20 protein-coding genes and 2 tRNA genes are annotated in these 26,727 nt (G+C 72.7%); 18 read left to right on the forward strand and 4 right to left on the reverse strand.

Features of this window, described 5'->3' with window-relative positions:
* Positions 1-195 precede the first annotated feature (195 nt).
* The 4 genes from PV789_RS06310 to PV789_RS06325 all read left to right on the forward strand — a co-directional run bounded on the left by PV789_RS06310 (position 196) and on the right by PV789_RS06325 (position 4,784).
* Positions 196-1,452 (forward strand): RNA-guided endonuclease InsQ/TnpB family protein, encoded by a 1,257-nt coding sequence (locus PV789_RS06310; RefSeq protein ID WP_274976546.1) that lies wholly within the window; start codon positions 196-198, stop codon positions 1,450-1,452.
* Positions 1,453-1,576: 124 nt separating this feature from the next.
* Positions 1,577-2,194, forward strand: a complete 618-nt coding sequence (locus PV789_RS06315) for a DUF1707 SHOCT-like domain-containing protein (RefSeq protein ID WP_475467651.1) — start codon at positions 1,577-1,579, stop codon at positions 2,192-2,194.
* A 331-nt stretch (positions 2,195-2,525) separates the two neighbouring features.
* Positions 2,526-3,131, forward strand: a complete 606-nt coding sequence (locus PV789_RS06320; protein ID WP_274976547.1) for a SanA/YdcF family protein — start codon at positions 2,526-2,528, stop codon at positions 3,129-3,131.
* A 225-nt stretch (positions 3,132-3,356) separates the two neighbouring features.
* Positions 3,357-4,784 carry a hypothetical protein gene (locus tag PV789_RS06325; RefSeq protein ID WP_274976548.1) on the forward strand — a complete coding sequence of 476 codons (1,428 nt, stop codon included), beginning with the start codon at positions 3,357-3,359 and terminating at the stop codon, positions 4,782-4,784.
* Positions 4,785-4,896: 112 nt separating this feature from the next.
* Here the strand turns inward: PV789_RS06325 and PV789_RS06330 are convergent, their stop codons facing one another.
* Entirely contained in the window at positions 4,897-5,745 is an 849-nt protein-coding gene (locus PV789_RS06330) for a SanA/YdcF family protein (protein ID WP_274976549.1), read from the reverse strand.
* 137 nt (positions 5,746-5,882) lie between these two features.
* On the opposite strand from PV789_RS06330, the gene PV789_RS06335 reads away from it, so the two are divergent.
* Positions 5,883-7,451: a DUF885 family protein gene (locus PV789_RS06335; RefSeq protein WP_274976550.1), complete on the forward strand. Its 1,569-nt coding sequence runs from the start codon at positions 5,883-5,885 to the stop codon at positions 7,449-7,451.
* Between the two features lie 439 nt (positions 7,452-7,890).
* Here the strand turns inward: PV789_RS06335 and PV789_RS06340 are convergent, their stop codons facing one another.
* Both PV789_RS06340 and PV789_RS06345 read right to left on the reverse strand, forming a co-directional pair.
* Positions 7,891-8,928, reverse strand: coding sequence for an N-acetylmuramic acid 6-phosphate etherase (locus PV789_RS06340; RefSeq protein ID WP_498048908.1), 1,038 nt, complete (start codon positions 8,926-8,928; stop codon positions 7,891-7,893).
* 81 nt (positions 8,929-9,009) lie between these two features.
* Positions 9,010-9,996 carry a MurR/RpiR family transcriptional regulator gene (locus PV789_RS06345; RefSeq protein WP_274976551.1) on the reverse strand — a complete coding sequence of 329 codons (987 nt, stop codon included), beginning with the start codon at positions 9,994-9,996 and terminating at the stop codon, positions 9,010-9,012.
* A gap of 199 nt (positions 9,997-10,195) precedes the next feature.
* Here PV789_RS06345 and PV789_RS06350 point away from each other — a divergent pair, with 199 nt between their 5' ends.
* The 6 genes from PV789_RS06350 (at position 10,196) to PV789_RS06375 (ending at position 14,712) form a co-directional block, all read left to right on the forward strand.
* Entirely contained in the window at positions 10,196-12,115 is a 1,920-nt protein-coding gene (locus PV789_RS06350) for an AfsR/SARP family transcriptional regulator (protein WP_274976552.1), read from the forward strand.
* A gap of 157 nt (positions 12,116-12,272) precedes the next feature.
* On the forward strand, positions 12,273-12,458 hold the full coding sequence (locus tag PV789_RS06355) for a hypothetical protein (RefSeq protein ID WP_248773843.1): 186 nt from the start codon (positions 12,273-12,275) through the stop codon (positions 12,456-12,458).
* Between the two features lie 136 nt (positions 12,459-12,594).
* Positions 12,595-12,668: transfer RNA gene (locus tag PV789_RS06360), tRNA-Lys, on the forward strand.
* A gap of 192 nt (positions 12,669-12,860) precedes the next feature.
* Positions 12,861-12,934 (forward strand) — tRNA-Lys (locus tag PV789_RS06365).
* A 453-nt stretch (positions 12,935-13,387) separates the two neighbouring features.
* Positions 13,388-13,873, forward strand: coding sequence for a septum formation family protein (locus PV789_RS06370; protein ID WP_274976553.1), 486 nt, complete (start codon positions 13,388-13,390; stop codon positions 13,871-13,873).
* A 236-nt stretch (positions 13,874-14,109) separates the two neighbouring features.
* A complete protein-coding gene (locus tag PV789_RS06375) occupies positions 14,110-14,712 on the forward strand; it encodes a septum formation family protein (RefSeq protein WP_274976554.1) in 603 nt (200 codons plus the stop codon).
* 189 nt (positions 14,713-14,901) lie between these two features.
* Here PV789_RS06375 and PV789_RS06380 read toward each other — a convergent pair whose 3' ends face one another.
* Entirely contained in the window at positions 14,902-16,521 is a 1,620-nt protein-coding gene (locus PV789_RS06380; RefSeq protein ID WP_274976555.1) for an alpha/beta fold hydrolase, read from the reverse strand.
* Between the two features lie 322 nt (positions 16,522-16,843).
* Between PV789_RS06380 and PV789_RS06385 the strand changes: the two genes are divergently transcribed.
* From PV789_RS06385 to PV789_RS06415, 7 genes are all read left to right on the forward strand, one after another.
* Positions 16,844-17,935, forward strand: a complete 1,092-nt coding sequence (locus PV789_RS06385) for an ABC transporter permease (protein WP_274976556.1) — start codon at positions 16,844-16,846, stop codon at positions 17,933-17,935.
* Positions 17,936-17,948: 13 nt separating this feature from the next.
* Positions 17,949-18,824: an ABC transporter permease gene (locus PV789_RS06390; RefSeq protein ID WP_274976557.1), complete on the forward strand. Its 876-nt coding sequence runs from the start codon at positions 17,949-17,951 to the stop codon at positions 18,822-18,824.
* Between the two features lie 3 nt (positions 18,825-18,827).
* Positions 18,828-19,889 (forward strand): ABC transporter ATP-binding protein, encoded by a 1,062-nt coding sequence (locus PV789_RS06395; protein WP_274976558.1) that lies wholly within the window; start codon positions 18,828-18,830, stop codon positions 19,887-19,889.
* Positions 19,882-20,928: an ABC transporter ATP-binding protein gene (locus PV789_RS06400; protein ID WP_274976559.1), complete on the forward strand. Its 1,047-nt coding sequence runs from the start codon at positions 19,882-19,884 to the stop codon at positions 20,926-20,928. Before PV789_RS06395 ends, PV789_RS06400 begins: the two co-directional genes overlap by 8 nt.
* A 4-nt stretch (positions 20,929-20,932) precedes the next feature.
* Entirely contained in the window at positions 20,933-21,121 is a 189-nt protein-coding gene (locus PV789_RS06405; RefSeq protein WP_274976560.1) for a hypothetical protein, read from the forward strand.
* Positions 21,118-22,923 carry an ABC transporter substrate-binding protein gene (locus tag PV789_RS06410; RefSeq protein ID WP_274976561.1) on the forward strand — a complete coding sequence of 602 codons (1,806 nt, stop codon included), beginning with the start codon at positions 21,118-21,120 and terminating at the stop codon, positions 22,921-22,923. Before PV789_RS06405 ends, PV789_RS06410 begins: the two co-directional genes overlap by 4 nt.
* Before the next feature lie 1,214 nt (positions 22,924-24,137).
* A complete protein-coding gene (locus PV789_RS06415) occupies positions 24,138-26,669 on the forward strand; it encodes an ATP-binding protein (protein ID WP_274976562.1) in 2,532 nt (843 codons plus the stop codon).
* Positions 26,670-26,727: the final 58 nt, after the last annotated feature.

The raw sequence follows: 26,727 nt of genomic DNA on the forward strand, positions 1-26,727 counted from the left end.
GGGCCCGCGGCCAGTTCCCGCCCGCCGGAGCGGCCGGACCGCGGCGGCGCCGGTTCCGCACCGCGCTCCTTTCCACCCATGCCCTACCTCTCCTTCGCGAGAGTGCCATCGGCTTCAGCCGGTGGGTGAATCGCCCGTCACGAAACGTCACACCCCGCGCTAGGGTCGGCCCGGACCAGTCCAGGGGGGTGACACATGAAGCGCGAACGCGGTCACAAAGCCCGCCTCTACCCCGCCAAGGACCAACTCCGTGAGTTGGAGATCCAGGGCCACGCCGCCCGCGCCCTGTGGAACCTCCTGCACGCGTGGTGGACGATGTCTTCGGAGAACCGGCGGGTGTCCCTGGCCGACGCAGACGCCGCGATTCGTCAGGCCCGCAAAGACCTGCCCTGGTTGGCTGCCCTTCCCGGGCAGGCGGCGCAGCAGGTGCTGAAGGCCTACTTCCGGGCGTGGCAGAACTGCTGGGCGGGCCGGACCGGGCCGCCCGTCTTCAAGTCCCGGTTGCGTGCACGGATGTGCGTGGACGTTCCCCAGGGGCGGGACCTGGCCATCGAGCGCCTCACCCGCACGTGGGGGAGCGTGAGGATCCCCAAGATCGGTGTGGTCCGCTTCCGATGGACCAAGGATCTACCCGTGGGCAAACACGCCGACGCCGCCCACCGCATCACCGGCGCCCGGTTGGTGCGGGAGGCCAACGGCTGGCACGTGGTGCTGCGCCTGCGCACCGAGGTCAAGGAACCGGCACCCCATGTCGGCCCGGGGGTGGGGATCGACCGGGGTGTCGCCAAGCCGCTCGCCCTGTCCGACGGCACGTTCCGCGAGCACGAGCCGTGGCTGTCTGGAGGCGAAACCGAGCGTCTGCGCCGGTTGGAGTGCACAGCCGCCCGTCAACGGCGGCAGCGCACACCTGGACAGCCGTCTTCGCACCGGTTGCGGCGCACCTATGACCAGATCGCCCGGGTGCGCGCGAAAGCCAAGCGCCGCGCCCTGGACTGGCAGCACAAGGTCACGCACGCCTTGGCACAGGAGTTCGGTGTGGTGGGGGTGGAGGACCTGCACATCGCAGGGATGGTCCGCTCAGCTCGGGGGACGGTGGAGGCCCCGGGCACCAACGTGGCACGAAAATCCGGGTTGAACCGGGCCATCGCCGGACAGGCGTGGGGACGCACGGTCACGTTGTTGGAGTACAAGCTCGCCGACCGGGGCGGTTACCTGGTGCGGGTGCCCGCCCCCTACACCTCGCGGCGCTGCTCGCGGTGCCGGGTCATCACCGAGGGCGGCCGCGAGTCGCGGGACCGGTTCGTGTGCAAGGCACCGGGGTGCGGGTATGTCGCGCACGCCGACACCAACGCCGCACGCAATATCGAGCACGCGGTCAGGCAGCAAGCGCCCCAGGACATTGTGGGTGCCAGGACGTGGAGCCCTCGCCGCCAGGCGGGCTGTGAAGCGTAGACCACCAGCGGCGGATATGGTCTGTTAGCTGGATTCTCCCGCTTTCAAGCGGGAGAGGATGTCAACGTGGTGGTGACAAAAGGAGCGGGAAAGGACCGGGCGAGCGACAGTGGCCTCCAATGACATGAGTCGGATGCGCGTCTCCGACGCGGAGAGGGACCAAGTGGCGGAGGTCCTGCGGGAGGCGGCGGCGCAGGGGCGCATCACCCTCGACGAACTCGACGAACGGCTCAACGCCGTCTACGCGGCCAAGACCTACGCCGACCTGGAACCGGTCACCGCCGACCTGCCGACGGGCGCCGAGACGCTGCCGGGCACCGTCGCGCGGCCGGTGGAGGGCCTCCTCCCGGAGCGCCGCGACGGAGGCGACGCCCTCGTCATCCGCTCCCAGAGCAGCACCGTCGTCCGCAAGGGCGTGTGGAAGGTGCCGCACCGCGTCGAGGTGTACAACAAGTACGGCTCCACCCGGCTCGACTTCCGCGAGGCCTCCCTGGCCACCTCCGTCGTCGAGGTCCACGTCGACGCCTCCTGGGGTTCGGGCGACGTGATCCTGCCCGAGGGCGCCACCGCCGACGTGGAGGCGGACGCCTCCTGGTTCGGCACGCTGCGCAACAGCGTCGACTCCCTCCGCCGCGCGTCCGCACCGCACTTCGTCATCACCGGTTCCTGCCAGGGCGGCTCCCTGACGATCCGGTACAAGCGGCCCTTCTCCTGGGGCGCTCTGGCGGGTCTGGGGAGCTGAGACAGGGTTCTCGCGCGGCCGCGGCAGGCCTCCGCGAACGGGAGTCCGGCCCCGGCCGCGGGCGGTTCCGTGCGGAGCCGGTTCCGGTCCTCCCGGGGGAGGCGGGCCCGGCACGGACGTTCCGACGCGTCCCGGTTTCACGCGTGTCGCGCGGGTCCGTACGCCTTCGTCCGGATACCCGCACTCCGCCGGTGCGCCATGATGGGTGCGACGCGCGCCCCCGCGCACGCGCGGGGCGGAGGCGGCCACCGCCCCGGGAGCGCCCGGGCGGGCCGCGGCACCGCGCGGACGGGTGGCGGACGCGCGCCGGACGACGGGAAAGGGCGGCAGGGTGGGCTTGTGGATCGCGGCGGTCGGAGCGGGCGCGTGCGCCCTGGCACTGGGCCCCTACGCCTGGACCTTCCTGGGCAGCGCCGGACGCCGCGGGGAGGTCGACACCGTCCCGCACCGGCCCGTGGCCGTGGTCCTGGGAGCCGCCGCCTGGAACGACGGACCCTCGCCGCTGCTCGCCCGCCGCCTGGACCTGGCCGTGCGCCTGTACGAGAACGGCCGGGTGGAGCGGATCATCGTCTCCGGAGACAACCGCGAGGTGTCGCGCCGCGAGACCGACACCATGACCGCGTACCTGGTCGGACAGGGCGTGCCCGCCGACCGGATCGACGCCGACCGCCACGGCTACCGCACCTGGGACACCTGCGTGCGGGTGCGCGACCTCTTCGGGGTCCGTGAGGCGACCATGGTCACCCAGGCCTTCCACCTGCCCCGCACGGTCGCCCTCGCCCGGGCCGCGGGGATCGACGCCGTCGGGGTGGGCGACTCCAGCATGGGCGCCCGCCGCCGCTCCACCGTGATCGGCTACGCCCGTGAGGTGGCCGCCGCGGTCAAGGCCCTGCGCGACGCCGTGCTGCGCCCGGCGCCCGCCCGGAGCGAGCTGTAACGCGACCCGGCCAGACGCGCCGACCGTCGCGCCGCCCGGGCGTCCACAGGCGCGAACCGCCTCTGGCGCCGCCACGCGGCGCGGACCTAACGTGGTGACAGGGGGTCCCCGGGCTCCTCCGCCTCGTGCTGCCCGCCCCCGGCCCCGGGCTTCGGCGCCGCCGCACCGCCCCGCTCGTCCACAGGTGGATTCGCGCGTACCGGCTCAGGCGGGATAATCGGCACCATGAACGCGACCACCGACCCACACGACGGCGCGGAGAACGTGGACTGGGCGACCCTGGCCCCCGAGGGCGGCGCTCGCATCCCCGAGCTCCTCGGCCAGCTCGCCGGGAGCGACAGCGCGCTCTCCGAACTCCACGACATCATCCACTTCCCCGCGCCCGGACACCTCGCCGCACCCAGGGCGGTCGACTTCCTGGTCGACCTCGCCTGCGCCGAGTCCACCCCGGCCACCGACCGATGGCGTCCCCTGAGCCTGCTCCTGGAGCTGGTGGCCGGGCACGCCGAGGACCGCTTCCCCGAGGCCCTCGACCTGGACCAGTGGCGCGACGAGGTGGCCTGGGCTGCCTCCAACGACGCCGAGAAGGTCCGCCAGCAGTACCGCGACTGGGCCGAGGAGGCCCCGGACGAGCAGCACCACCACCGCATGCGCAACCGGCTCGCCGTGATGGAGCAGCCCGACGGCGCCGCGATCCTCCGGGCCGAGCTGGACACCTACGAGGCCGTCCGCGCCCGCGTCCCCGACCTGGTCTCCCTGCTCCACGGCGGCGCCAACCGCGGCGGCATGGACCGCGCGGGGGAGTGGGTGAGCTACCTCCTGGCCTTCCTGCCCGACGACGCCGAGCGCATCACCGCCGAGGTCACCGGAGCCTCCCAGGTCCTGCTCGCCAAGGACCTGCGCCCCGCCCCGCAGGCGCCCACGAGCCTGCGCGACGTGATGAACACGCTGGACAGCGGCGGCGACCCGCTCCCCGCGGAACTGTTCGCCCTCGGCCTGCTGGCCAGCCCGACCGACATCGACCTCACGCTCGGACTCACCCACCAGATGGCGGGCGGGAACCTGTACAACTCCTTCGCCGCATCGGTGGCGATGCTGCTCATCCACGGCGAGAACACCCCGCGCGAGGCGCTGCGCCGCATCGGCCGCGGCGGCGGCGCCTCCATGGGCTACCAGGGCCTGTTCAACGAGTCCTGGCCGCACTGCGGCGGGCACTCCCCGCAGGTCCTGGGCTTCCTGGCGCTGGGCCGCGCGGGCGACCGCGCCCGCCGCCTGCGCCTGGACATCCTGCCCGGCCTGATCAAGGGCGAGGAGGACTCGCGTGCCCTCGTGACGGGCGTCGGCCTGGAACTGGTGCTCGGCCCCCGCAGCAAGGACCGCACCGCCGAGGAGCACGCCGAGGCCGACTACGACGAGGAGACCCTCAAGGTCCTCTGGACGATCGCCGAACTGCCCGCCTCCGCCTGGGAGGACGAGGAGTTCACGCGGACCCTGAGCGCCTGGGCGCTGCCGGACGACGCCGAGGACTTCTGCGCGCTCGTGGGTGTGGAACCCGAACCGGAGCCGGAGCAGGCCGCGGCCCCGCAGCCGCAGCAGCCCGCCGCCCCCCAGCCCGGCGGGCTGCTGGGGCGCCTCTTCGGCGGAGGACGGTAGGGCGCGCCCGGTCCACCGGCGCGGCGTAACTCCCGGCGCCGGTGGACCGACCGGGTCGCGATCGCCCGCCGCGGCCCCGGGCCGCCGTGTACGGCTCCGGGGCCGGGCGGTCTCAGCCGCCCGCCGCCCCCGGTTCGCGCTCCAGCGCCAGGGCCTCGTCCACTCCGGTCTCGTACTCGCCCAGGAACGTCGGGTCGGGCCGCAGCACCACCGAGCCCAGCGCCGCCACCGCAGCCGGGACCTCCCGGAACCATCCGTACACGGTGGCGAAGGTGCGCTCCTCCAGGCTGGAGTCGGCCACGCCCACCGCGTCGATGCCCGCCGAACGGCACAGCCGCACGGCGCGGGGCAGGTGGAAGTCCTGGGTGACCACGGTGGCCTCCCGCACCCCGAACACCTCGTGGGCCCGCACGCACGAGTCCCAGGTGGAGAACCCGGCGTAGTCGCCCACGATGTGCTCTCCCGGGACACCGGCGTCCACCAGGTAGGCGCGCATGGTGTCGGTCTCGTTGTAGTGCTCGACGCTGTTGTCACCGGTCACCAGGACGACGTCGACCCTCCCGGCGAAGTAGAGGTCGGCGGCGGTGTCCAGGCGCCGGGCCAGCAGCAGGCTGGGCCGCCCGTCGGGGCGCACACCGGCGCCCAGCACCAGCGCCACCGGGCGTTCCGGCACGGCGGAGGCGGTGTGGCGGTGGTCGGAGGTGGAGGAGAGCACCCACAGGAACGGCACGCAGCCCGCCACCATAGCGAACACGGCCAGCACGGCGAGGCGCCCCAGCCACGGCCGGCGTCCGCGGCGGCCGCCGCGACCAGCGGAGGCCCCGGCGCTCTCGGCGCCGGATACGACGTCGGCGGTGTCGGCACCGGAGCCGCCGGAAGCTGGGGAGGGTCGGTCGCGGAGAACACCGGTGTCGTCGTCGGACGGGGGAATCTGGGGCGTGGCGGGATCTGGGATCGTCACGCTTGGGAAGACGCCCGGCCCCGCTCCGGAGTTCCGGCGCGGCGCAAGTTCCGGTACGGCACAGCGGACTCGACCGGTCCGGTTCGGGCCCGCGAACCGTCTGTCCGCACGGCCCCCTCCGGGGCTAGAGTCGCCGCATGTCCTTCCAGCCACAGCACGAAGACCTGCCCGCGCGGCTCCGGCGCCTGGCCGACCTCAGGCCGATGAACATGCGCGAAGGCTCCGGCATGCACGAGTACGACGGCAAGGTCGCCGACCTGTCGCCCGAAGGGGTCCGGGAGGCCCTGGCCGGACTCGGCGGCGAACCCCTCGAAGACGCGCACGACGAGGCCCACCTGGCCGCCTTCGAGAACGCCCTGCGCTACGAGCTGGGCGAACTCCAGCTGCACCGCGCCAACCCCCTTTACCACGTCAACGAACTCGACCTGTCGGGCTACGACCGCGCGTACGCGCCCCGGGCCGAGCGCGACGCCGCCCGCATCGCCCACCTGGCCGAGTGGCCGCGCGTGGTCGACAACGCGATCGCGGCCCTGGACCGCCTGCCCGCCCCCCTCGCGGAGTCCCTCCTCGGCGCCGTCCGGGGGGTGGCCGACGGCCTCCCCGACGACGTGCCCGCCGACGTGCGCGACGCGGCCCTGGCCGCGCACGCGCGCCTGCTCGCCCACGTCGAGGAGGCGGTGCGGGAGGGCCCCCGAAGCGCCGGGCTCGGCGCCGAGCCGCTCGCCCGCCTCATGGGCAGCGGTGAGGCCGTCGAGGTCGACCTCGCGGACCTGGCCGCCCGCGCCGACGCCGAACGCGACCGCCTGCGCGGGCGCCTGGCCGAGGCAGTCGGGCGCCTCGCACCCGGCCGCGACACGATGGAGTTCGTCCGCGAGCTCACCCGCCAGCACCCCGACACCGACGGAGTGCTGGACGCCGCACGCCGCTGGACGGAGCTGGCGGTGGCGTTCACCGCCGAACGCGGCCTGGCGCCCCACAACGACGGCGAGTGCCGCGTGGACGTCTCCCCGCCCTCCCAGCGCTGGGCCACCGCGATGATGGCGTGGTCGGGCCCGTGGGAGGCCGACACGCCCTCCTTCTACTTCATCACCCCGCCCGACGCCTCCTGGACCGCGGAGGAGGCCGACGAGTGGCTGGAGATGTTCAGCCACACCACCCTGCCAGCCGTCAGCGTGCACGAGGTGGCTCCCGGCCACTTCTCCCACGGCCGTGCGCTGCGTCAGGCGCCCGGGCCGGTGCGCCGCGCCCTGCACTCGATGACCTTCGCCGAGGGCTGGGCGCACTACGTGGAGGAGGTGTGCGTGGACGAGGGCTTCGGCGCCTACGCCGCCGAACGCCTGGGCGACCCCGCCTGGACCGCGGACCACTACGAGACCGGGGTGTGGGTGGAGGCGCTCATCCGCGTCACCCGCCTGTCCGTGGCGATCGGCATGCACAGCGGCACCATGTCCGTGGAGGAGGCGGCCGCCCGCTTCGCCCGGGACACGCCGCTCCAGGGGCCCGCGGCCCTGGCCGAGGCGCGCCGCGCCACCTTCGACCCCACCTACGGCCGCTACACCTGGGGCAAGCTGGAGATCCTGCGGCTGAGGGAGCGGGCGCGCGAGCGCTGGGGCGACGGGTTCACCCTGGAGCGCTTCCACCGGGCCCTGCTGGACCTGGGCTCCCCGCCGATCGGTCTGATCGGCACCGCCGTCGAACGAGGCTGAGCCGGGCGGGGCCGTCCACAGCCGCGGACCGGGGCTGGCGGGGCGGGCGGCGGAGGGGGAGACTCGGATACGGGGGGACCAGCCCCTCCCACGGCGGCGCGCGGCGCTCCCGGAACCGAGCCTACGCCGCCCGCCCGGCCCCGGGCCAGAGGGACTTTCGGCCTGTGGAAGACCCGCCCGGCCCCGGGCCAGAGGGGCTTTCGGCCTGTGGAAGACCCGCGCGTGGTCAAGTCCGCGCGGATCCCGGCCCGGACGGGCGCGACCTCCGGTGCGCGGGCAGCGCGAAGCGGGGGAGGCCGGGGACCCCCCGTATCCAACGTAGGCCGGACGGGACGGACACCGCCAGAGGAACCTTCGGCCTGTGGACAACCCGCGCGGGCCCACCCCGCGCGGGGCCTCAACCCGCGCGGGACAGCGGCCGTCCCGACCGCCCCGCCGCCTACTCCGGGGCGGTCTGGCCCGGCAGGCCCAGCCCGGCCAGCGCGACGCGGACCCGGCCCCGCGCCTCACCCAGGGCCCGGGCCGCCGCGTCCGCGTCCACGTCGGCCAGCAGCGACACCAGCGCGACGCGGGTGTCGCCCTCCGCCGCGTTCAGCGCCCGCGCGCACACCCGCTCGTCCAGCCCGGTGGCCTGCGTCAGGATGGTCACCACTCGGCCGCGCAGCTTGCCGTTGGTGGCGTCCACCCCCACCATCAGGTTCGAGTACGTCCGCCCCATCCGCACCATCACCGCGGTGGAGAACGCGTTCAGCGCCAGCTTCTGCGCCGTGCCCGCCTTCATCCGGGTGGACCCGGCGATCACCTCCGCGCCGGTGGCCATGCCCACGTGCACGTCCGCCTCCCGCGCCAACGGCGCCTGCGGGTTCGCGCTGATCAGCACCGTCGCGGCCGAGCGCTCCCGGGCCGCCTCCAGCGCCCCGCCCACGTAGGGGGTGCGCCCGCTGGCGGCCAGGCCCACGGCCAGCGATCCCGGCGTGATCGCGGCGGCGTCGGTCCGGCCCGACTCCCAGTCGTCCTCGATCCCCTCCACGGCCCGCGCCAGGGCCTCCCCGCCGCCCGCGTGGTGTGCCACCACCCACGAGGCGGGCACGCCGTAGGTCGGCGGCAGCTCGGCCGCGTCCTGGGCGGCGATCCGCCCCGAGGTGCCCGCGCCGAAGTAGTGGATGGCCGCCCCGCTCTCCAGGGCGGCCACCCCCAGCTCCACGGCCCGCGCCAGTTCCGGCAGGACCGCGCCCACCGCGCCGGGGACCGTGACGTCCTCGGCGTTGATCTGTCGCAGCACGTCCAGCGCCGGGAGCAGGTCGATGTCGTGGGTACCGGAGTTGCGGGACTCCGTCGGCGCGCGCACGATCACGGCCGCACCGCCCCCGTTCCCGTCGGAGGGCAGCGGGGCGCCGGCCTCCCGAGGGGCGTCCCCGCCTTCCGGCCGGGTTCCGCGCCCGTCGTCGTGCACAGCGCTCTCCTGTTCGGTCCGCACCGGTGCCGTTCCTTTCCCTCGTTCGACCGTCCCGCCTCCGCCGCCGGTCGGAGCCGGGCGGCGGGAGCGGGACGCGTACGGTCAGCCGTGGTTGTCGTCCGTGCTCCCGCCGCCGGGGGCCTCGCCCCTGCGGCGCCTGCGGTCGTCGTTGATCCGCAGCCCCCGCACCGCCTCGAAGGTCGTCTCCAGCGCGGTGCGGCTGTCGGTGTAGCGGCTCTGCGCCAGACCCACGAACAGGCAGTCCACCACGGTCAGCTGCGCGAGCCTGCTCGCGGTGGCCCCCGAGCGGAACGTGGTCTCGCGGGCCGCGGTGGTCAGCACGTGGTCGGCGAACCCGATCGGCGAGCGGGGGAAGTTGGTGACGGCCACGGTCCGGGCGCCGCGCCGCCCCGCCTCCGTGAGCGCCTGCACCGTGTCTATGGTCGTCCCGCTGTGGGAGATGCCGATCGCCACGTCGCGCTCGTCCAGCAGGGCCGCGCTGGTGAGCATCACGTGCGCGTCCGACCACGCGAACGAGGTGAGCCCGATCCGGTGCAGCTTCTGCTGGAGGTCGGCGCCGACGAACGCGCTCGCGCCCACCCCGTACACGTCGATGCGCCGCGCGCCCGCCATCGTGTCGATGACCGTGCGCAGCACCTCCACGTCCAGGGCGGCGCCGGTCTCCTCCACCGCGCGCGCGTCGGTGTAGGCGATCTTCTGCACCACCGTGACGAGGGTGTCGTCGGGGTTGATGTCGCTGGACAGCTCCGGGGCCGCCCCGCGGGCGCCACGCGCCTGACCGGCCTCGGTGGCCAGGGCGAGGCGCAGTTCCCGGTAGCCGCTGAAGTCGATGGTGCGGCAGAACCGGATCACGGTGGCCTCGGACGTGGCGCAGACCTTGGCGAGCTGGGTGATGGAGGAGGCGGCGGCCCGCTCGGGGTCGTCGACGACGTGCTGCGCGACCCGCCGCTCCGCGGGTGCCAGGGAGGGCAGGAGCGACCGGATGCGCAGGACCGTCGTGGGGACGGGAGGCGCGGAGACGTGTCCGGTCTCCGCCCGTCCGCCCGCAGGCTTCGGAATTTCCGCCATGGAGGAAAGTTTCTTTCGGTCGTGGTGAAGAGTCAACGAGGAGATGGGAAAAAGCGGGAGAATCCAGGATTCCAAGGGACGGCCGCAGCGGCAAGTGGGGGGTGCGTGATTGCGATATCCCAGCTCAGGCGGCACCCTGGAACCAGGGGGCGCCGGGGTTCACCCGCTCGCACGCGCGCTCCGCGAGGGGGAGGGTGCTGTGTCGCTGAGCGACCCGGCGAGGCGGTGGCACGACACGGCCGGGCAGGCCCGGCAGGGCGTGTCCGCGCACACCGCCGGCGGGCTACGCGTCGGACTGCTCGGGCAGTTCGGCGTCGAGATGGACGGGGCCCCGCTGCGCCTGCGCGGGGACAAGCGCCGCGCCCTGCTGGCCACGCTCCTGCTCAACACCGGGCGCACCGTCCCCACCGCGCACCTCATCGAACGTGTCTGGGGGAGCCCGGCCTCCCCGTCCGCGCGCAGCGCCCTCCAGGTCCACGTGACCCGCGTGCGCGCCGTCCTGGACCAGCACTGCGGCACCCCGCTCATCGGGGGCGGCGACGGCGGCTACCGGGTCGACCTCACCGAGGACCAGTGCGACCTGCTGCGCTTTCGCTCCCTGGTCCGCCGCGCCGACGGGGGCGCCGAACCCTCCGACCGCGCCGACCTGCTCATCAGCGCCCTGGGCCTGTGGCGGGGCCCCGTCCTGGCCGACATCGTCAGCCCCGTCCTGCACGAGCGCGACGTCCCGCCCCTTAACGAGGAACTCCTGCGGACCGCCGAGGAGGGGTTCGGCGCCGCCCTGGCCCGGGGCGACCACGAGCGGGTGGCCGACCAGATCGGCCCCATCGCCACCGACCACCCCGAGCGCGAGCCCCTCATCCGGGTCCAGATGACCGCCCTCTACCGCTGCGGGCGCCCCAGCGAGGCCCTGCGCGTGTACGCCCGCACCCGCGACGCGCTGGCCGAGCACCTGGGCACGGACCCGGGCCGCGAACTCCAGGAGACCTTCCAAGGAATCCTGCGCGGCGACCTCGACCGCGCCCCGGGCACCAGTGTCCCGCACCAGCGCGCCTCCGTTGAGCAGGGCGCCGGGGCCCGGCCCTCCGCTCCCACGGCCGGGGCCCGCCCCGGACCGGACACCGAACCGGCCGCCGTACCCCGTTGCGAATCCGGTCCGGCCACCGGACCCGGCGGTGAGCCGGGCGCCCCTGCGGGGGCGGAGGAACGCGACGGCCGCGGCGAAGGTCCGGTCCACGCGCCCGCCCCGGTCTCGGCCGCCCTCGCCCCGGCCGAACTGCCCGCCGCGCCCTCCGTGCTGCTGGGGCGCGACGAGGCCCTGGCCGAACTGGACCGGCTGGTGGACCCCTCCAGCACCGCTCCCGGCAGCGCGCTGGTGCGCGGACCCGCGGGCGCGGGAGCCAGCGCCCTCGCCCTGAGCTGGGCCCGCGCGGCCGCACCGCACTTCCCCGACGGGCAGCTCTACGTCGACCTCCGCGGCGGCGACGGCAGCCCGCGCGACCCGGCCGAGGTGCTGCGCCGCCTGGTGCGCTCCCTGTCCACCGGCACCCGCGGCACCGAGGCCATGGACGCCGACGAGGCCGCCGCTCGGGTCCGCACACTGCTGGCGCACCGGCGGGTCCTGCTGGTCCTGGACAACGCGGCCTCCGCACGCCAGGTGCGCCCCCTGCTCCCCGGCGGCACCGGATGCGCGGCGCTCGTCACCAGCCGCTACTGGCTGACCGACCTGCTGGTGCGCGACGGCCTGCGCGCCCTGCCAGTGGGGCCGCTCCCCCCGGACGCGGCGGTGGACCTGCTGCGCCCGCGGGAGGGGCGGGACCGGTGCGCCGAATCGGTGCTGCGCCGCCTCGCCCACGTCCTGGGACACCTGCCCCTGCCGCTGCGCATGGCGGCGGTCTGGCTCGACGACACCCGCCCGGGCCGGTCCGCCGCGGAGCTGGTGCGCCTTCTGGAGGGGGCGGACCCGGCACGCGGGAGCACGCCCACGGCCCGGATGGCCGCCGTGCTGCGTGCCGGGCCCCGGGAGGGGCGACACGGCCGCGGGGAAGTACCGGCCGAGCCCCGCCCTCCCGAGACCAGTGTCGACCGGCGATCTTACGTTCGGCTTTCACCCGGGTGAGAAGTGACCGCCAACGGGGGACGCGGAGTACGCGCCGCGTCGCCCTGCGCGGTCGCCGCAGGTGCGCGGCGGGAGAGGACCAAGAGCGCGTCGCGAAAAGGATTAGATATACCCACGGGGGTCCTCACCACTCCCATGAGTCGCTAGGGTCAACCCCATGACACAGAACAACGATCCCAACATGGACCCGGCGGGAACCACGCAGCACTTCCGCCGCTTCGTCGACGAGAACCCGAGCACCGAGGAGCCCGCGCGCCGCCCGGTCATGCCGATCGTGCTGGCCGTCGTCGGCGCGGTCCTGCTCATCGCCGTGATCGTCGCGCTGTTCCTGGCCTTCGCCTAGGCGCTCCGAGGCAGGGGACCGAGGGGAGGACCGCCACTCCCGCCGGTCCGCAACCGGTTCGCGGCCCTCCTGCGGTCCTGCTAGAGTTAACGACGTCGCCAGGGAGGCCCGCAGGGCCGGTACCATGGCATGACAGGCGCCATTAGCTCAGTTGGTCAGAGCAGCTGACTCTTAATCAGCGGGTCCGGGGTTCGAGTCCCTGATGGCGCACAGACAACGGCCCCGGGTCGAAGGCAAAGCCTTCCGCCCGGGGCCTTCGTGTTGCCCGCCCGCGCCGCCGCCGGGAAGGCGGCCGCCCCGGTGTTGTGCCCCACATCGTGCGGTTCGCGGCGCGGGGCGCTCCATCGGTCGGGTAGAGTTGTCCATGTCGCCGCGGCCGCGAGGCAGGGCGGTGAACAACAGGCGTCATTAGCTCAGTTGGTCAGAGCAGCTGACTCTTAATCAGCGGGTCCGGGGTTCGAGTCCCTGATGACGCACCCGAGGCGAGGGCCCCGGCCGGAAACGGCCGGGGCCCTCGCTTTTTCCGTGGGGGCGCCCTGTACGGGAACACCGTGCGGTAACACCCCGTCGCGCTCTCACGCCGTTCGCCCGCCCCCGAAGCGATCACTCCCCGCGCTCCGCCGGAAGCCCTCCGCCGCCCTTTCCGGAACCCGCTCCCGGAACCCGCGTGCGCGGGCCGCCCTCCGCGGCCGCTCGGACGAGGACGTGGCTCCGGAAAACGTCATAGGTCTGTGATGTGCTGCTTCGCGTTTGCGGCATCCCACAGGGGTGAAGCGAGGGAGGGGCCGTGGAGGCGCACCGTGACGATCCGCTGCCATTCCGTCGTTTTCGCAAATAAGTTTGACATAAACCCCCAGGTAGTGAATTGTTACCTTCTCGCCGCCTCTTTCAGGCCGGCGAACCCCATGCATAACTTTCGGAGTATCCCCATGTCGAATTTCTCCCCCCTCCTGCGTACCGTGGGTGTCTCGGCGCTCGCCGCGGGCAGCGTGTTCGCCCTCAGCGGCTGCGGTGCCCTCATGTCCTTCATGGGTGCCGGCAACGTGATGGAGCTCAACGTCGGTGACTGCTTCGTTGAGGAGGAGATGAACACCGCGCTCGCCAGCGAGGACGTCAGCAACGTCCCGCTGGTGGACTGCGCCGAGGAGCACGACTCGGAGTTCTTCTTCTCCTACGAGATGACCGACGCCGAGTACCCCGGCGACGAGGCGACCATGGCCCAGGCCGAGGAGGTCTGCCTCGGTGAGAACTTCACCGACTTCGTCGGCGTTCCCGCCACCGAGTCGGAGCTCTACGTCGGCTACCTCCACCCCAGCCAGCAGACCTGGGACTCGTACAACGACCGCGAGATCATCTGCTACGTGAACACCTTCGGTGAGATGGTCACCGGCACCCTCGCCGGCGCCAACCGCTGAGCCTCCCCCGGACGGCGCAGGCCCTGTCCCGCCTCCGCCTCCCCGGCCGCACGAGCGGCCTCCCCTTCCTCCCCCACCCACCTGCGCCAGTCCGCGGCACGCGGTGCCCAGAGCGCAACAGAACCTGATCCATCCGGACCCGGGACGAAACCTTCTCCGGGTCCCGGGCATCTGTACAGGTGTCGCCGATTCCGTCCCCCGTCGGCATCAGTACCGAACGATCCAGTGGAGTCCCCATGCTGTCCGAAACGCGCCGTCCCCTGTTCGGCCGTGTCGTCCTGGGAACCCTGGCCGTCGGCGCCACCCTGGCGGCCACGGCCTGCGGTTCGCTTCCCCTGCTGCCCCCCGCCCTCCAGGACGGCGGGGAGACCGTCGCCCCCGAGCCCACGGACGCCGCGGCACCGACCGTGCCCGAGGAGCCCACCGAGACCAGTGAGCCCGCCTCCCCCGTAACCGTCGACGTGTTCTCCCTGGAGGTGGGGGACTGCTTCATCGAGTCCGAGGTGGAGACCGCGCTGTTCAGTGAGGGGGTCAGCGAGGTCCCGCTGGTGGACTGCTCCCAGGAGCACGACTCGGAGTTCTTCTACTCCCACCAGCTGACCGACGCCTCCTACCCCGGCGACTCGGCCGTCCAGACCGAGGCCGACGAGGTCTGCAAGGGCGAGAACTTCACCGACTTCATCGGTGTCGACTACCTCGACTCGGAGATCTACTCCTACTACCTCACCCCGACCCAGCAGAGCTGGGACCAGGCCAACGATCGCGAGATCATCTGCTACGCGACCACCGCCAACATCGGTGAGACGGTCACCGGCACCCTCGAGGACGCCAACCGCTGAGCCGCGGGGACCGCGGGGCCCTGTCCCCACCCCGCTTCCCCTCCCGTCGTCCGCGTGGGCGGACGACCCTCGTCGCACGAAGCCCCCGAGAGTCCGATTCATCCGACCATGGGATGAAAAGCGTGGCCGCGGTGAGAACGGCCCGCACCGCCCCTCGCAGGATGGCGCGGGCCGCCGTCGTCTCCGGGGTCAGATGCCCAGGCCGCTCGGGCCGGTCCGGTCGCGCAGCGCCGCGAGGTCCTCGGCCTCCACCTGGACCGCCCCGTCGACCTCCGCCGGGGGCAGGCCCTGGCAGGTGAGGTCCTCGGGCTGGGCCCCGTCCACCAGATAGGCGTCCACCGCCTCGGCCACGCAGTCCAGGCCGCCGGGGAGGTAGAAGCCGTGCCCGCCGTCACCGGCGACGGTGATCAGGGAGCTGTCCAGGCGGTCGGCCATGGCCGGGCCGCCCTCGTAGGCCGTGTTGGCGTCGAACTCGCCGGCGATGACCAGTGCCTCGGGGTAGCCGTCCCGCTCCAGCTCGACCGGCGGCTCGGGCCGGTCGAGGCCGTTGAAGGTGCACGGTTGGGGAACCGCCCAGTAGGCGCCGCTGCCGTAGGGGTGCTCCTCCCGGTACTCCCGGGCGTCCGCGTGGTAGGTGCTGACCCTTTCCGGCCACTCGGCCTCGCACAGCACCGCCGTCTGCAGGTCCAGGGTGGCTGTACCGTACTCCTCCTCTGCCAGGGTGCTCGCCTGGGCGGCGAGGGGCTGGGGCAGGGGCTGGTCGTGCACGATGTACCCCAGGTACTCCGAGACCACGTCCCACTGGTCCTGGAAACGCGAGTTCATGCCCACGTCCATGTGGAACAGGTGGCTGTCGTAGAGCACGCCGGGTGCGACCTCGATCGGTTCCTCCCGCAGCCGCTCGGCGGTCGCCTCGAAGGTCGCGTAGACCTCCTCCCGGGTCGAACCGAAGCCGAAGACGTCGTCGTACCCCGCCACCCACGCCGTGTAGCGTTCCATGTTCTCGCTGTAGGCGGGCGCCTGCATCATGAAGACGTCACGCCAGATGCCGTCGGGGTGCACCGACGAGTCCAGCACGCTGCGGTCCAGCCGCTCGGGGAACAGGCTCCCGTAGACCGCGCCCAGGTAGGTGCCGTAGGAGTAGCCCAGGTAGTTGGTCTTCTCCTCGCCCAGGGCAGCCCGGATGACGTCCATGTCACGGGCGGTGTTGGCGGTGGTCATGTGCGGGCGCAGGTCGCCCTCGGCCTGTTCGCAGGCGCGCTGGTAGCGGATCGCCGAACGGGTGGCCTCGGAGATCTCCCCGTCCGTCGGACTCGGGTAGACGGGCGGGGGCTCCGTGCCGCAGTCCAGCCTGGGCGAGGATCCGCCACTGCCGCGGGGGTCCATGCCGATGACGTCGTACACCTCGGCGACCCGCAGGCCCCCGACGAGTCCGGTGCCCGTCTGCGGGTCCAGCGGCAGGGGCAAGCTGCGCCCGTGCCCGCCCGGCCCTCCGGGGTTGGTGAGCAGGATGCCGCGCCGCTGTCCGGGGTCGGTGGCGCGGGCCCGGCTGACGGCCACCGTGACGCGCTCGCCCCCGGGGTCGGAGTAGTCGAGCGGGACCACGACGTCGGCGCACTCCAGTCCCTGGAGCACCTCCTCGGTACAGGGGGCCCAGGCCAGTTCCTGGTCGTGGAACCCGGCGAGCGCGGTGTCGTCGGCGGGGGAGTCCAGGGGATCGGCAGCGGCGGGGGAGGCCGCCGCGAGGGATGCGGCCAGGGCCGTCACGAGGACGGTCGAGGCCAGTGTGGTCGCGCGTGTTCTGCGCACGGGGGTTGCCTCCGCGTTCTCGGCCCGTTCGGGGAAACGGGGTCGTGTGCTTCGGAGACGTAACCGTACGAACCGCCCGTGTGATGACAACACCCACAAATGTCATGAGTGTGCTCATGTGGCCGGGTTCGGCCAATCGGCGCGACAACCATATGTGGCGGTTTATCGATTTTTGTTCGTTTTGTGATGTCGATCGTGTCGCTCGGAAGACGCCGTTTGGTCACGAAGGTGGTCTGGACCACACGGATCGGGTTACCGTGAACCCTCTATTAGGAAACTTTCCTAATAGAAACGGAGTCCCTGCGCCCCACGAAGGAGCCCCGTGGCCACCGAAAACGCGGCCTCCCCACCCCCGCGGCCCGCCGGAAGCGGCGCGTCGGCCCGCACCGACGCGCCCGCGCACCTACTGACGCGGATCTGGCGCCACTACGCCGCCGTCAAGGTCCGCAAGGCCGTCGTCGTGGTGTTCGTCGTCGCCAACGTGACCTTCTTCCTCGGCCGCGCCATGCCCGGCGACCCGATCGACGTGATGGCCGGACGCCTCACGCAGGGCGGCATGTCGATGGAGGAGGCCCGGGTCATCGCCATGAACTCGCTGGCCTACGACCCCGACGCCCCCCTGTACCAGCAGTGGTGGGACTTCCTGGTCGGCCTGGTCACCTTCGACCTGGGCATGACCATCAACCGGCCGGGCCAGAGCGTCATGGAGGCCATCGGCGCCTACCTGCCCTGGACCCTGTTCAGCATCGGCGTCGGCACGGTCATCGCCGTCGTCCTCGGCCTGGCCCTGGGCATGGTGATGGCCTACTGGCGCAACCGCTTCCTGGACCACGTGCTCAGCGTCCTCGCCTCGGTCCTGGGCGCGGTCCCCAACTACCTCATCGCGATGGCCCTGGTCTTCGGCGGAGGCATGTACCTGGGGTGGTTCGACCCCATCGACCTGCGCGGCACGATCAGCCCCGGTGTCCAGGCGGGGTTCAACGCGGAGTTCATCGGCGACGCCCTGTACCACGCGGCCCTGCCGATCGTCACCTACGTGCTCGCCATCATCGGCACCTGGATGCTCATCATGAAGGCCTCCACCACGGAGGTGCTCGGCGAGGACTACGTGACCGTGGCACGCGCCCGGGGGCTGCGCGACCAGCGCATCGCCGTCTCCTACGTCGGGCGCAACGCGGTCCTGCCGCTGGTCGCCCAGATCGCCATCTCCTTCGGCACCCTCGTCGGCGGCGCGATCTTCGTCGAACAGGTCCTGGTCTACAAGGGCGTCGGCGGCCTGCTCCTGGACGCCGTCAACTACCGCGACTACCCGCTCCTACAGGGGCTGCTCATCATCATCACGTCCTGCGTGGTGGTCGCCAACCTCGTCGCCGACCTCCTCTACAGCCGCCTCGACCCGCGCATCCGAACGTAGGAGCCCACCGGAAATGGCCGTCACCACCACCGCAGCCCCCGGGGTCTGGGGAACGATCTGGCAGGGCCTGACCCGCAGCACCAGCGGGTTCGTCGGCCTCTGCCTGGTCCTGAGCGTCCTGCTTTTCTCCTTCGTCGGACCGCTGCTCATCGACCACCACAACCCCACGGACGTCACCGCGATCTGGGGACCGATCACCGCCGAGCACTGGCTCGGCACCAACCACCAGGGCAAGGACACCTTCACCCAGCTCGTGCTGGGCGGACGCGAACCCATCTGGGTCGGCTTCGTCGCCGCCGTGATCACCGTGGCCATCGCGGTCGTCCTCGGCGGCGTCGCCGGGTACGTGCGCGGACGGATCGACCACTTCCTGCTCCAGCTCACCGACATCACGATGACCATCCCGTTCATCGTGCTGATGCTGGTCATCGCGTCGTTCTTCCGCACCTCCTCGCCGCTGGTGGTCTCCTTCATCATCGGCCTGGTCACCTGGCCCTACCTCATGCGCTCCATCCGCGCCCAGGTGCTCACCCTCAGGGAACGCGAGTTCGTCGAGGCCGCCCGGCTCCAGGACCTGGGCACCGCGCGCATCCTCTTCGTCGAGGTGCTGCCCAACATGGCGGGCTACATCTTCATCAACTTCATCATCGCCGTCACCAACGCGATCTACGCCGTGGTCGGCATGTACCTGCTCGGCCTGCTGCCCAGCACCGCCGACAACTGGGGCCTGATGATCCAGCAGGCCTGGAACAACAACGCCTTCCTGCTGCCCCAGGCAGCGCCCTTCCTCATCGCCCCGATGGTGATGATCATGCTCTTCCAGATCGGGCTGGTCACCATGACCCGGTCCCTGGAGCAGGCCCTCAATCCACGACTCCGGGACAGGTGAGCCATGACCGACCGCACCGCCGCCCCGCCGTCCGCCGAGGGCCCCCTCCTGTCGGTGAGGGGGGTGGACGTGGGCTACCGCACCGGCCGAAGGAAACAGGTCACCGCGGTACACGACGTCTCCTTCGACCTCCACCCCGGCCAGTCCATGGCCCTGGTGGGGGAGTCCGGCTGCGGCAAGACCACCCTGGGCCTGGGCCTGCTCCGGCTGCTCCCGCGCACCGGCGTCCTCTCCGCGGGCGAGGTCCTCTTCCGCCGCAAGGACGGCCGCCTCGTCGACGTGCGCACCCTCGCCCGCGAGGACCTGCGCCGTTTCCGCTGGAACGAGGCGGCCATGGTCTTCCAGGGCGCCATGAACGCCTTCAACCCCGTGCTGCGGGTGCGCGACCACTTCCTCGACACCTTCCGCGCCCACGACCGGGGCCGCCGCAAGCGCGCCGAGGTCCTCGAACGCTCCGCCGAGCTGCTGCGCATGGTCCGGCTCGACCCCGCCCGGGTGCTGGACAGCTTCCCCCACGAGCTCTCCGGCGGCATGCGCCAGCGCACCCTCATCGCGCTCGCCCTGGCCCTGGAACCGCAGCTGCTCATCCTGGACGAGCCCACCACCGCCCTGGACATCCTCACCCAGCGCTCCATCGTCGAGCGCCTCGCGGAACTGCGCGAGGAACTGCGCTTCGCGATGGTCTTCATCACCCACGACCTGGGCCTGGCCGCCGAACTCGCCGACCGCGTCGGCACCATGTACGCCGGACGGCTGATCGAGACCGGCACCACCCGCGACATCTTCCACCGAGCCCGGCACCCCTACACCTCGGCGCTGATCAACTCGGTGCCCCCGGTCACCGGCGACCTCAGGGTTCCCGAATCGCTGCCCGGAGGCCCGCCCAGCCTCTCCGCGCTGCCCCCCGGCTGCTCCTTCGCGCCGCGCTGCAAGCACGCCGTCGAGCGGTGCGCGTCCACCCGGCCCGTGCTCGACGTGCTCACGCACCGCCCCGACGGATTGAGCCACGCCGCCGCCTGCCTGCGTTCGAACGAACTCTCCACCGAGGGGGCCACCCTTGACTGACCGGACCGTTTCAGCGGACCCGCGGCCCGAGCCCGGCGCCGCACCCGTCGGCGACGGCGGGGAGGCCCCGCCGGTGCTCAGCCTGCGCGGCGCGCACCAGGTCTTCCCCACCCCGCGCGGCGACGTGCCCGCCGTCGCGGGGGTCGACCTGGACGTGCGCCCCGGACGGGTGCTGTGCCTGGTGGGGGAGTCCGGCTGCGGCAAGACCACCAGCGCCCGCATGGCCGCGGGCCTGGCCGACCCGGTCCGGGGCTCCGTGCTCTTCCGGGGCAGGGACGTCGCGGAGATGGACCGGCGCGAACGGAGCCGCTTCCGCCGCTCGGTCCAGTTCATCCACCAGGACCCCTACGCCTCGCTCAACCCCGTGCGCACCGTCTACTCGACCGTCTCCGCGGGGCTGCGCCGCCACGGGCTGGTCAAGGACAGGCACGAGGCCCGCCGGGCCACCGCCGAACTCCTGCGGCGGGTCGACCTCACCCCGGCCGAGGAGTACCTCGACAAGTACCCGCACCAGATGTCCGGCGGCCAGCGCCAGCGCGTGGCCGTGGCCCGCGCCCTGGCGATGGACCCCGAGGTGATCATCGCCGACGAGTCCACCTCGATGCTCGACGTGTCCATCCGGGTCAGCCTGCTCAACACCCTCGGCGCGCTGCGCGACGACCTCGGCGTGGGCTTCCTGTTCATCACGCACGACTTGGCCGTGGCCAAGTACTTCGCCTGGGAGGGCGAGATCGCCGTGATGTACCTGGGCAGGATCGTCGAGCACGGCCCCACCCCGCGCGTGGTCAACGATCCCCGCCACCCCTACACCAAGGCGCTCATCGACGCCGTCTGCGAACCGGACCCCGACCTGGCGCACGGCCGGGAACGGATCAGGCTGCGCAGCTCCGAGATCCCCGACCTGACGGACCTGCCGTCCGGGTGCGACTTCCACCCGCGCTGCCCCCTCTACGAGGAGGGCGGCTGCGACACCGTCCGGCCGCCGCTGGCCCCCGCGCACGACCGGCTGCTCGCCTGCCACGTCGTCGGCCGGGGGTGAGGCCGTGCTCGCCGTCGTCGGCCGCTTCGGACTCCTCGCCGGAGCCTTCCTCGCCCTGACCAGCGCACTCATGCTTCTCCTCACACCCCCCGGCACAGCCGAGTTCGTCATCAGCGCCCTCACCGTCGTGATCGGCCTGGTCGTGCTCTCCCTCGGTCTGCTCGCCGTCCTACTCGAAAGGAAGCGCCAATGACCCCTCCCACCCCCCGCCCCCTGATGCGGGACCTGAGCCGCAGGCGCCTGCTCCGGACGATCGGCTTCGGCGCGGCGGGCGTCGCCGGCGCCGGCGTGCTGTCCTCCTGCGCGGGCGGCGACAACGCCGAGGGCGGCGCCGCGCGGTTCACGGGCGTCTTCGACTTCGACCTGGCGGCCCAGACGCGCAACGTCGCCGTGGAGGACGGCGCGCTGCTGATGAACTCCGTGTACGCCGACCTCTTCCTGCCCGCGGGCGCGTTCTACAACTGGGAGACCCACGAGTGGGACTACCTGCTCCTGGAGAACAGCGCCTGGGAGGGCGACGACCTCGTCGTCACCCTGCGCCCGGGCCTGAAGTGGAGCGACGGCACCGACCTGACCGCCGAGGACCTGCACCAGAACTACGCCATCCGGATCCTGGAGGCACCCGCCTGGTCGGTGGGCTTCCCGCAGATCACCGAACTGGAGCGGCTCGACGACCTCAGCGTCCGCGCGCGCTTCGACAACCCCTTCCCCGGCATCGAACTCCAGGTCGTCAAGCACCGGATCTTCTCCAAGTCGACCTACGGCGACTTCGGGGAGCGCGCGATCGCGATGGTGGCCGACGGAGTGCGCCAGGGCGACGACGAGCACACCGGGTTCAACGCCGAGTTCATCGAGTTCAACCCCGAGGAGATCGTCACCAGCGGCCCCTACACCTTCGACCGGGCGCAGATGTCCGACGCGCGGATCACCCTGGTGCGCGAGAGCACCGGCTACCAGGGCGAGGAGGTGAACTTCGAGGAGGTGGTCGTCCACAAGGGCGACAACCGCCAGGCCTCCCTGCTCATCCAGCAGGGCGAGGTCGACTACTCGACCCTGGCCACCTCAGCCGCGGACCAGCAGGCGTTCCGCGGTGTCGAGGGGTTCCGGTGGATCGAGCACCCCGGCTACGACGGCTGCGGGCTGATGTTCAACTACGCGGCCAAGCCCGAACTCAAGGACGTGCGGGTGCGCAAGGCGCTCAAGCACCTGCTCGACAGCGACCAGATCGGCCAGGTGGCGCGGGGCGAGGCCTACGACGGGGTGCGGTACTACTCCGGGCTGGTCGACCTCCAGACCGAGCAGATCTTCACCCCCGAGGAGCTCGCGGAGTTCGCCAGCTACGACCACGACCCGGACCGGGCCACCGAACTGCTGGAGGAGGCGGGCTGGACCAAGGAGAACGGGGTCTGGCACACCGCCGAGGGACAGGAGGCCAGCTACGAGATCATCGGCGTCGCGGGCTGGGGCGACTTCGAGCTGACCGCCACCCAGGTGGAGGAGGCCTGGAACGCCTTCGGGATCAAGACGACCGCGCGCAACGTGCCCGCGGACAACCCCTGGGGCATCTGGGCCGCAGGTGACTTCGAGGTGGCCGTGCGCCACTGGGGCAACCCGGAGATCCCGCAGTACTGGGGCGCCTTCCAGATGAACTTCCTGGTGGAGAACGCCCGCACCGGTGAGACCCCGGGACAGGACTTCGACCTGAAGGTGGACAGCCCCAGCCAGGGCGAGGTGGATCTGGAGGCGCTGGTCGAGGTCGCCAAGACCGCGCAGACCGAGGAGGAGCAGACCGAGGCCCTCAAGACGATGGCGATCGTCTTCAACGAGCTGCTGCCGCGCATCCCGATCTGGACCTACAAGTACCTGGCCCCGGCCCTGGAGGGCGCGCGGGTGGAGTCCTTCCCCGAGGACCACCCCGCCGCTCAGAACCAGATCTACCGGGACAACCACATCATCCTGTCGCTGATGCAGGGCGGCCTGGAGGCGGCCGGGTAGGGGCGGCGGGTCCGGGGGACCGGGCCGAACCCGGGGGCGGGGCCGCGCGGCCCCGCCCCTTCTGTGCCTACTCTCTCTTTTGTGCCGGAATCATGACTCTTGATGTGCATTCGCGTCAGGGGGAGGTAGTCTCCTGTACGTCGGGTGGACGGTGTCCGAACACCGCCCGTTTCCGGCGCCAACGCCTTCGGAAGGACCGCCCCGACCTCCTCCCCGAAGGTGCGGAAAACGTTTCCGCGCTCCGCGTTCCCCCGGTCGTGCCCCGCTCCGGCGCCGGACGACCCGCGAGGCGCGTCACCCCTCGTCCGGAGCCGTTCCCGGAGTAATTCCGTGAACGGCGCGCGAGCGGGGGAAGAGGAATCGACAGGAGAGCCATGACCCCCGCTCCCCGTGGACCCGCGCACCCGGCCCGTCCGTGCGCCGGGGCCCCGCGCCCCCGTGCCGCAGCGGTGTCCCGCGGCGGCGGGTCGGCGCGGCCCCCGTGCGACGGGGATTCCCGACGGTGCGGCCCGAGGGTCGGCCCGGCCCGGCGGCCGTTCGCGGAGCCGCGCGTCCGCGCTGTTCAGGGCGGGTGCGCGTGGTTCCGGATCACGGGTCCGCCGGTGCGGCGGACCGGTTACTGACACCTGTCCGGAAACAGACACGTGTCCATAAATCTCACAAAAACATCTGGGGCCACACCGGCTCCTGGGCGGCGTTTGTGCACGTCAGAGGTGTTGTTCCGGGTGCTTTTGTGATCCTTCCATGATTCGTCTGCCAAGGCTGTCGACCTTTGTTAGTCTGGCGAACCGAACGACGGTTCTCGGTGGAAGTACAGGAATTGTGCGGGGCATGGATACTTGTCTCCGGATGGGGTGTCGCACCCGTCTGGTCCCCGCTCGGGCGGGGGCGCCCCGGCCGAGGCCTTCTTCCGGCGCACGGGGCACCCGGCTGTCACGGGGGTTCCGAGCGGGACCCCGGGGCGGCCACCTCCCCGGGCAGGGCGGTGGAGCGGCGCCGCCGCCGATCCAGCCCCACCGACGCGAGGAGACGAGATTGTGGCAGAGGCGCCGTCGCCGCGAGACAGCCCCGCCCCGTACCCGCGCGGGGGCGGGTCGATGACGTCAGCGGAGGACGGGCAAGGAGCCAGGCGGGAGGGACGGTTCCGACGGGCCATCTCCCGTATGGTCAGAGCCCAGGAACCCCCCTCACCGGAGACCCAGCAAGGAAATCCCGTGCATCATCCCGTGCATCCGCACTCGCAGAATTCCGGCCGCACGTCGGACCGGGACGGCGTCCAGCCCACGGGCGGGACCGCTCCCGAGTCGGGCGCGACGGAGCGCGGCGACGCCGCGCCCCCCGCGACCGGCCCCTTCTCCGGCTCCGCCGAGAACGGGTACCGGCCCTCCTCCAGGACCAGCGTCCCCAACCCGTACACCACCCGGCGGGTGAACGTCGACGACGTGGACACCGGGGCCTCCCCGGTCAACCAGTGGCGCGGCGTGGGCCTGGACGAGCCCGAGCCGCGCACCCCACCCATCACGGCCACCACGGACACCATGACTGACACCTCCTCACCGACAGAGCGCGCGGAGCGGCCCCAGGCCCCCGCCGCGCAGACGCAGGCGGCCCCCGCGGACACCACGCCGCAGCCGGCCCCGCGGCCCGAGCAGGCGGCGCGGCAGCGGGCCGAGGCCCCGCACGGGCGGTCGCGGCTCCCCGAGGAGCAGGGCCACTCGCCCCGGCCCGAGCAGGCGGACGCCCACCGACAGGACCCGCCGCAGGCCGACGACCACCGTCGCCCCGAGCCGCCGCAGGCCGCCGCGCCCCAGGCCGACGACCACCGCCAGCCGGAGCAGCCCCGGTCCGCCGCACCGCAGGCCGTCCCGCCCGCCGAGGGCCGCCAGCAGCCCGCCCAGGCGTGGGCCGGGCCCGCGCCCCAGCCCTACCAGGTGCCGGGGGAGCGCCCCGCGCCCCCGCAGGTACAGGGCCAGCACGGATACGCCCAGCAGCCGGTCCCCGGTCCGGTCGGCCACGACCCCTACGCGCCCCCCGCGCCCTACCAGGCGGCCCCCGGCGCGCAGTACGGCCCTTACCACCCGGCCGGACAGGAGCACCACCACCCCTACCCGCCGCACCCGCAGCCCGCCCCGGCGCCCTACCCCGCCGCGCCGCCGCAGCACGGCGGCTACGCGCCCCAGCCGCAGGGCCAGCACCCCTACCCCGCGCAGCCCGCGCACTACCCGGCGCAGTACCCGCCCCAGCCGCTGGTCACCTACCAGAGCGCCTACCCGGCGCCCTTCCAGCCCCCTGGCTACGTCATGCACGGCCAGCCGATGTTCTACCCGGGCCAGTACAACCCCTACGGCCAGCCGGTCCAGCACATCATCGTGCTCACCGCCGGACAGCAGCCGCAGGTGATCAGCGCCGAGTCGGCCGGCACGTTCTTCGCCGAACAGGCCGAGCCCCGGACCGACTCCGCCGAGCGCGAGGGCCGGGCCCTGACGCGCGCGGGCTCCGACACCGACGCGGCCAAGGAGCAGCCGGAGCGGGAACAGGAGCGCGAGGCCCCGGCCGAGGCCGCCGCAGAGCCCGCCGAAGCGGCCCCCGAGGCCCCGGCCGGGACGCTGACCGAGCGCAGAGCCGCCCTCATGGACGCGATCGCCCCCGCCGCGGCCGCCCCCGCGTCCTCCGACGACGGCAACAGCCTCCTCAACGAGGCCCTCGCGGGTCTGGCCATGCGCGACCTGTCGCTCGTGGACGCCCTGCTGGAGATGGTCGAGGAGCTGGAGACCGACGCCCAGGACCCCGACCTGCTCGACAAGCTCTTCCAGATCGACAACTTCGCGACCCGTATGCGGCGCAACGGGGAAAACTTCTTGGTGCTCACCGGGCATGACGGCGGCGAGTCCGACGCCCACGACGAGATCGTCCCCCTCCTCGACGTGGCCCGCGCCGCCACCTCCGAGATCAAGGACTACCCCCGCGTCCGGATGGGCAAGATCCCGCAGACCTCCATCACCGGTATGGCGGCCGACGACATCAGCCACCTGCTCGCCGAACTGCTGGACAACGCCACCGCCAACTCGCCCGAGCACTCCCAGGTCGTCATCAGTGCCCAGGAGATGGTCGACGGGCGCCTCATGATCGTCGTCGAGGACGAGGGCGTGGGCATCCCCGAGGGACAGCTCGCCGAACTCAACGACCGTCTCGCGGGCGAACCCGTCCTGGACGCCGACGTGCCCCGCCACATGGGTCTGTACGTCGCCAGCCGGATCGCCAAGAAGCACGGGCTGGAGGCCAGGCTCGAACCCCGATCCTTCCGCGGGGTGAGCGCCTACGCGATCATCCCCAAGGAGCTGCTGCGCGTGGCCACGCCGCGAACCCCCGGACAGGCCCGCACCTCGACCGTCCCGACCAGCGCACCGCCGGCCAAGCCCGCCCCGGCCGCCAAGCCGGTCACGCCCGCCCCGGCTCCCGCCCGCCCCGCCGCCAACGGCACGGGCAAGTCCTCCGCGGCGAGCGGTTCGTCGGTGACCTCCGCCGGGCTGCCCCGGCGCAGCGCCACCCCGCACGGGTCGCCCCTGCGGATGATGCCCCGCCCCGGACAGAAGCCGGACACCCCGCCCCAGACCCGCGAGGACACCCCGCCCAGGCTCACCGGCGACGCCCGGGCCGAGCAGATCCGCGACGAGCTCGGCGACTTCTTCGACGGCGAGCGAGAGGCCCGCGAGGGCGGCGACGAGCCCGAGGACGACAAGAAGTGACGGCTCCCGACCCCGTCCAGGGCGCCCCTCCCGGCGTGCCCACGCAGACACCACAGCA

This window comes from Nocardiopsis camelliae (assembly GCF_028993595.1).
In the GTDB taxonomy this organism is placed as follows: Bacteria; Actinomycetota; Actinomycetes; order Streptosporangiales; family Streptosporangiaceae; genus Nocardiopsis; species Nocardiopsis dassonvillei.

What these genes read in the sequence shown, in the direction of transcription:
- PV789_RS06310 (WP_274976546.1), top strand. Translation starts at nt 196, where the DNA reads ATGAAGCGCGAACGCGGTCACAAAGCCCGCCTCTACCCCGCCAAGGAC.
- PV789_RS06315 (WP_475467651.1), top strand. Translation starts at nt 1,577, where the DNA reads ATGAGTCGGATGCGCGTCTCCGACGCGGAGAGGGACCAAGTGGCGGAG.
- PV789_RS06325 (WP_274976548.1), top strand. Translation starts at nt 3,357, where the DNA reads ATGAACGCGACCACCGACCCACACGACGGCGCGGAGAACGTGGACTGG.
- PV789_RS06335 (WP_274976550.1), top strand. Translation starts at nt 5,883, where the DNA reads ATGTCCTTCCAGCCACAGCACGAAGACCTGCCCGCGCGGCTCCGGCGC.
- PV789_RS06345 (WP_274976551.1), bottom strand. Translation starts at nt 9,996, where the DNA reads ATGGCGGAAATTCCGAAGCCTGCGGGCGGACGGGCGGAGACCGGACAC.
- PV789_RS06355 (WP_248773843.1), top strand. Translation starts at nt 12,273, where the DNA reads ATGACACAGAACAACGATCCCAACATGGACCCGGCGGGAACCACGCAG.
- PV789_RS06370 (WP_274976553.1), top strand. Translation starts at nt 13,388, where the DNA reads ATGTCGAATTTCTCCCCCCTCCTGCGTACCGTGGGTGTCTCGGCGCTC.
- PV789_RS06375 (WP_274976554.1), top strand. Translation starts at nt 14,110, where the DNA reads ATGCTGTCCGAAACGCGCCGTCCCCTGTTCGGCCGTGTCGTCCTGGGA.
- PV789_RS06390 (WP_274976557.1), top strand. Translation starts at nt 17,949, where the DNA reads ATGGCCGTCACCACCACCGCAGCCCCCGGGGTCTGGGGAACGATCTGG.
- PV789_RS06395 (WP_274976558.1), top strand. Translation starts at nt 18,828, where the DNA reads ATGACCGACCGCACCGCCGCCCCGCCGTCCGCCGAGGGCCCCCTCCTG.
- PV789_RS06410 (WP_274976561.1), top strand. Translation starts at nt 21,118, where the DNA reads ATGACCCCTCCCACCCCCCGCCCCCTGATGCGGGACCTGAGCCGCAGG.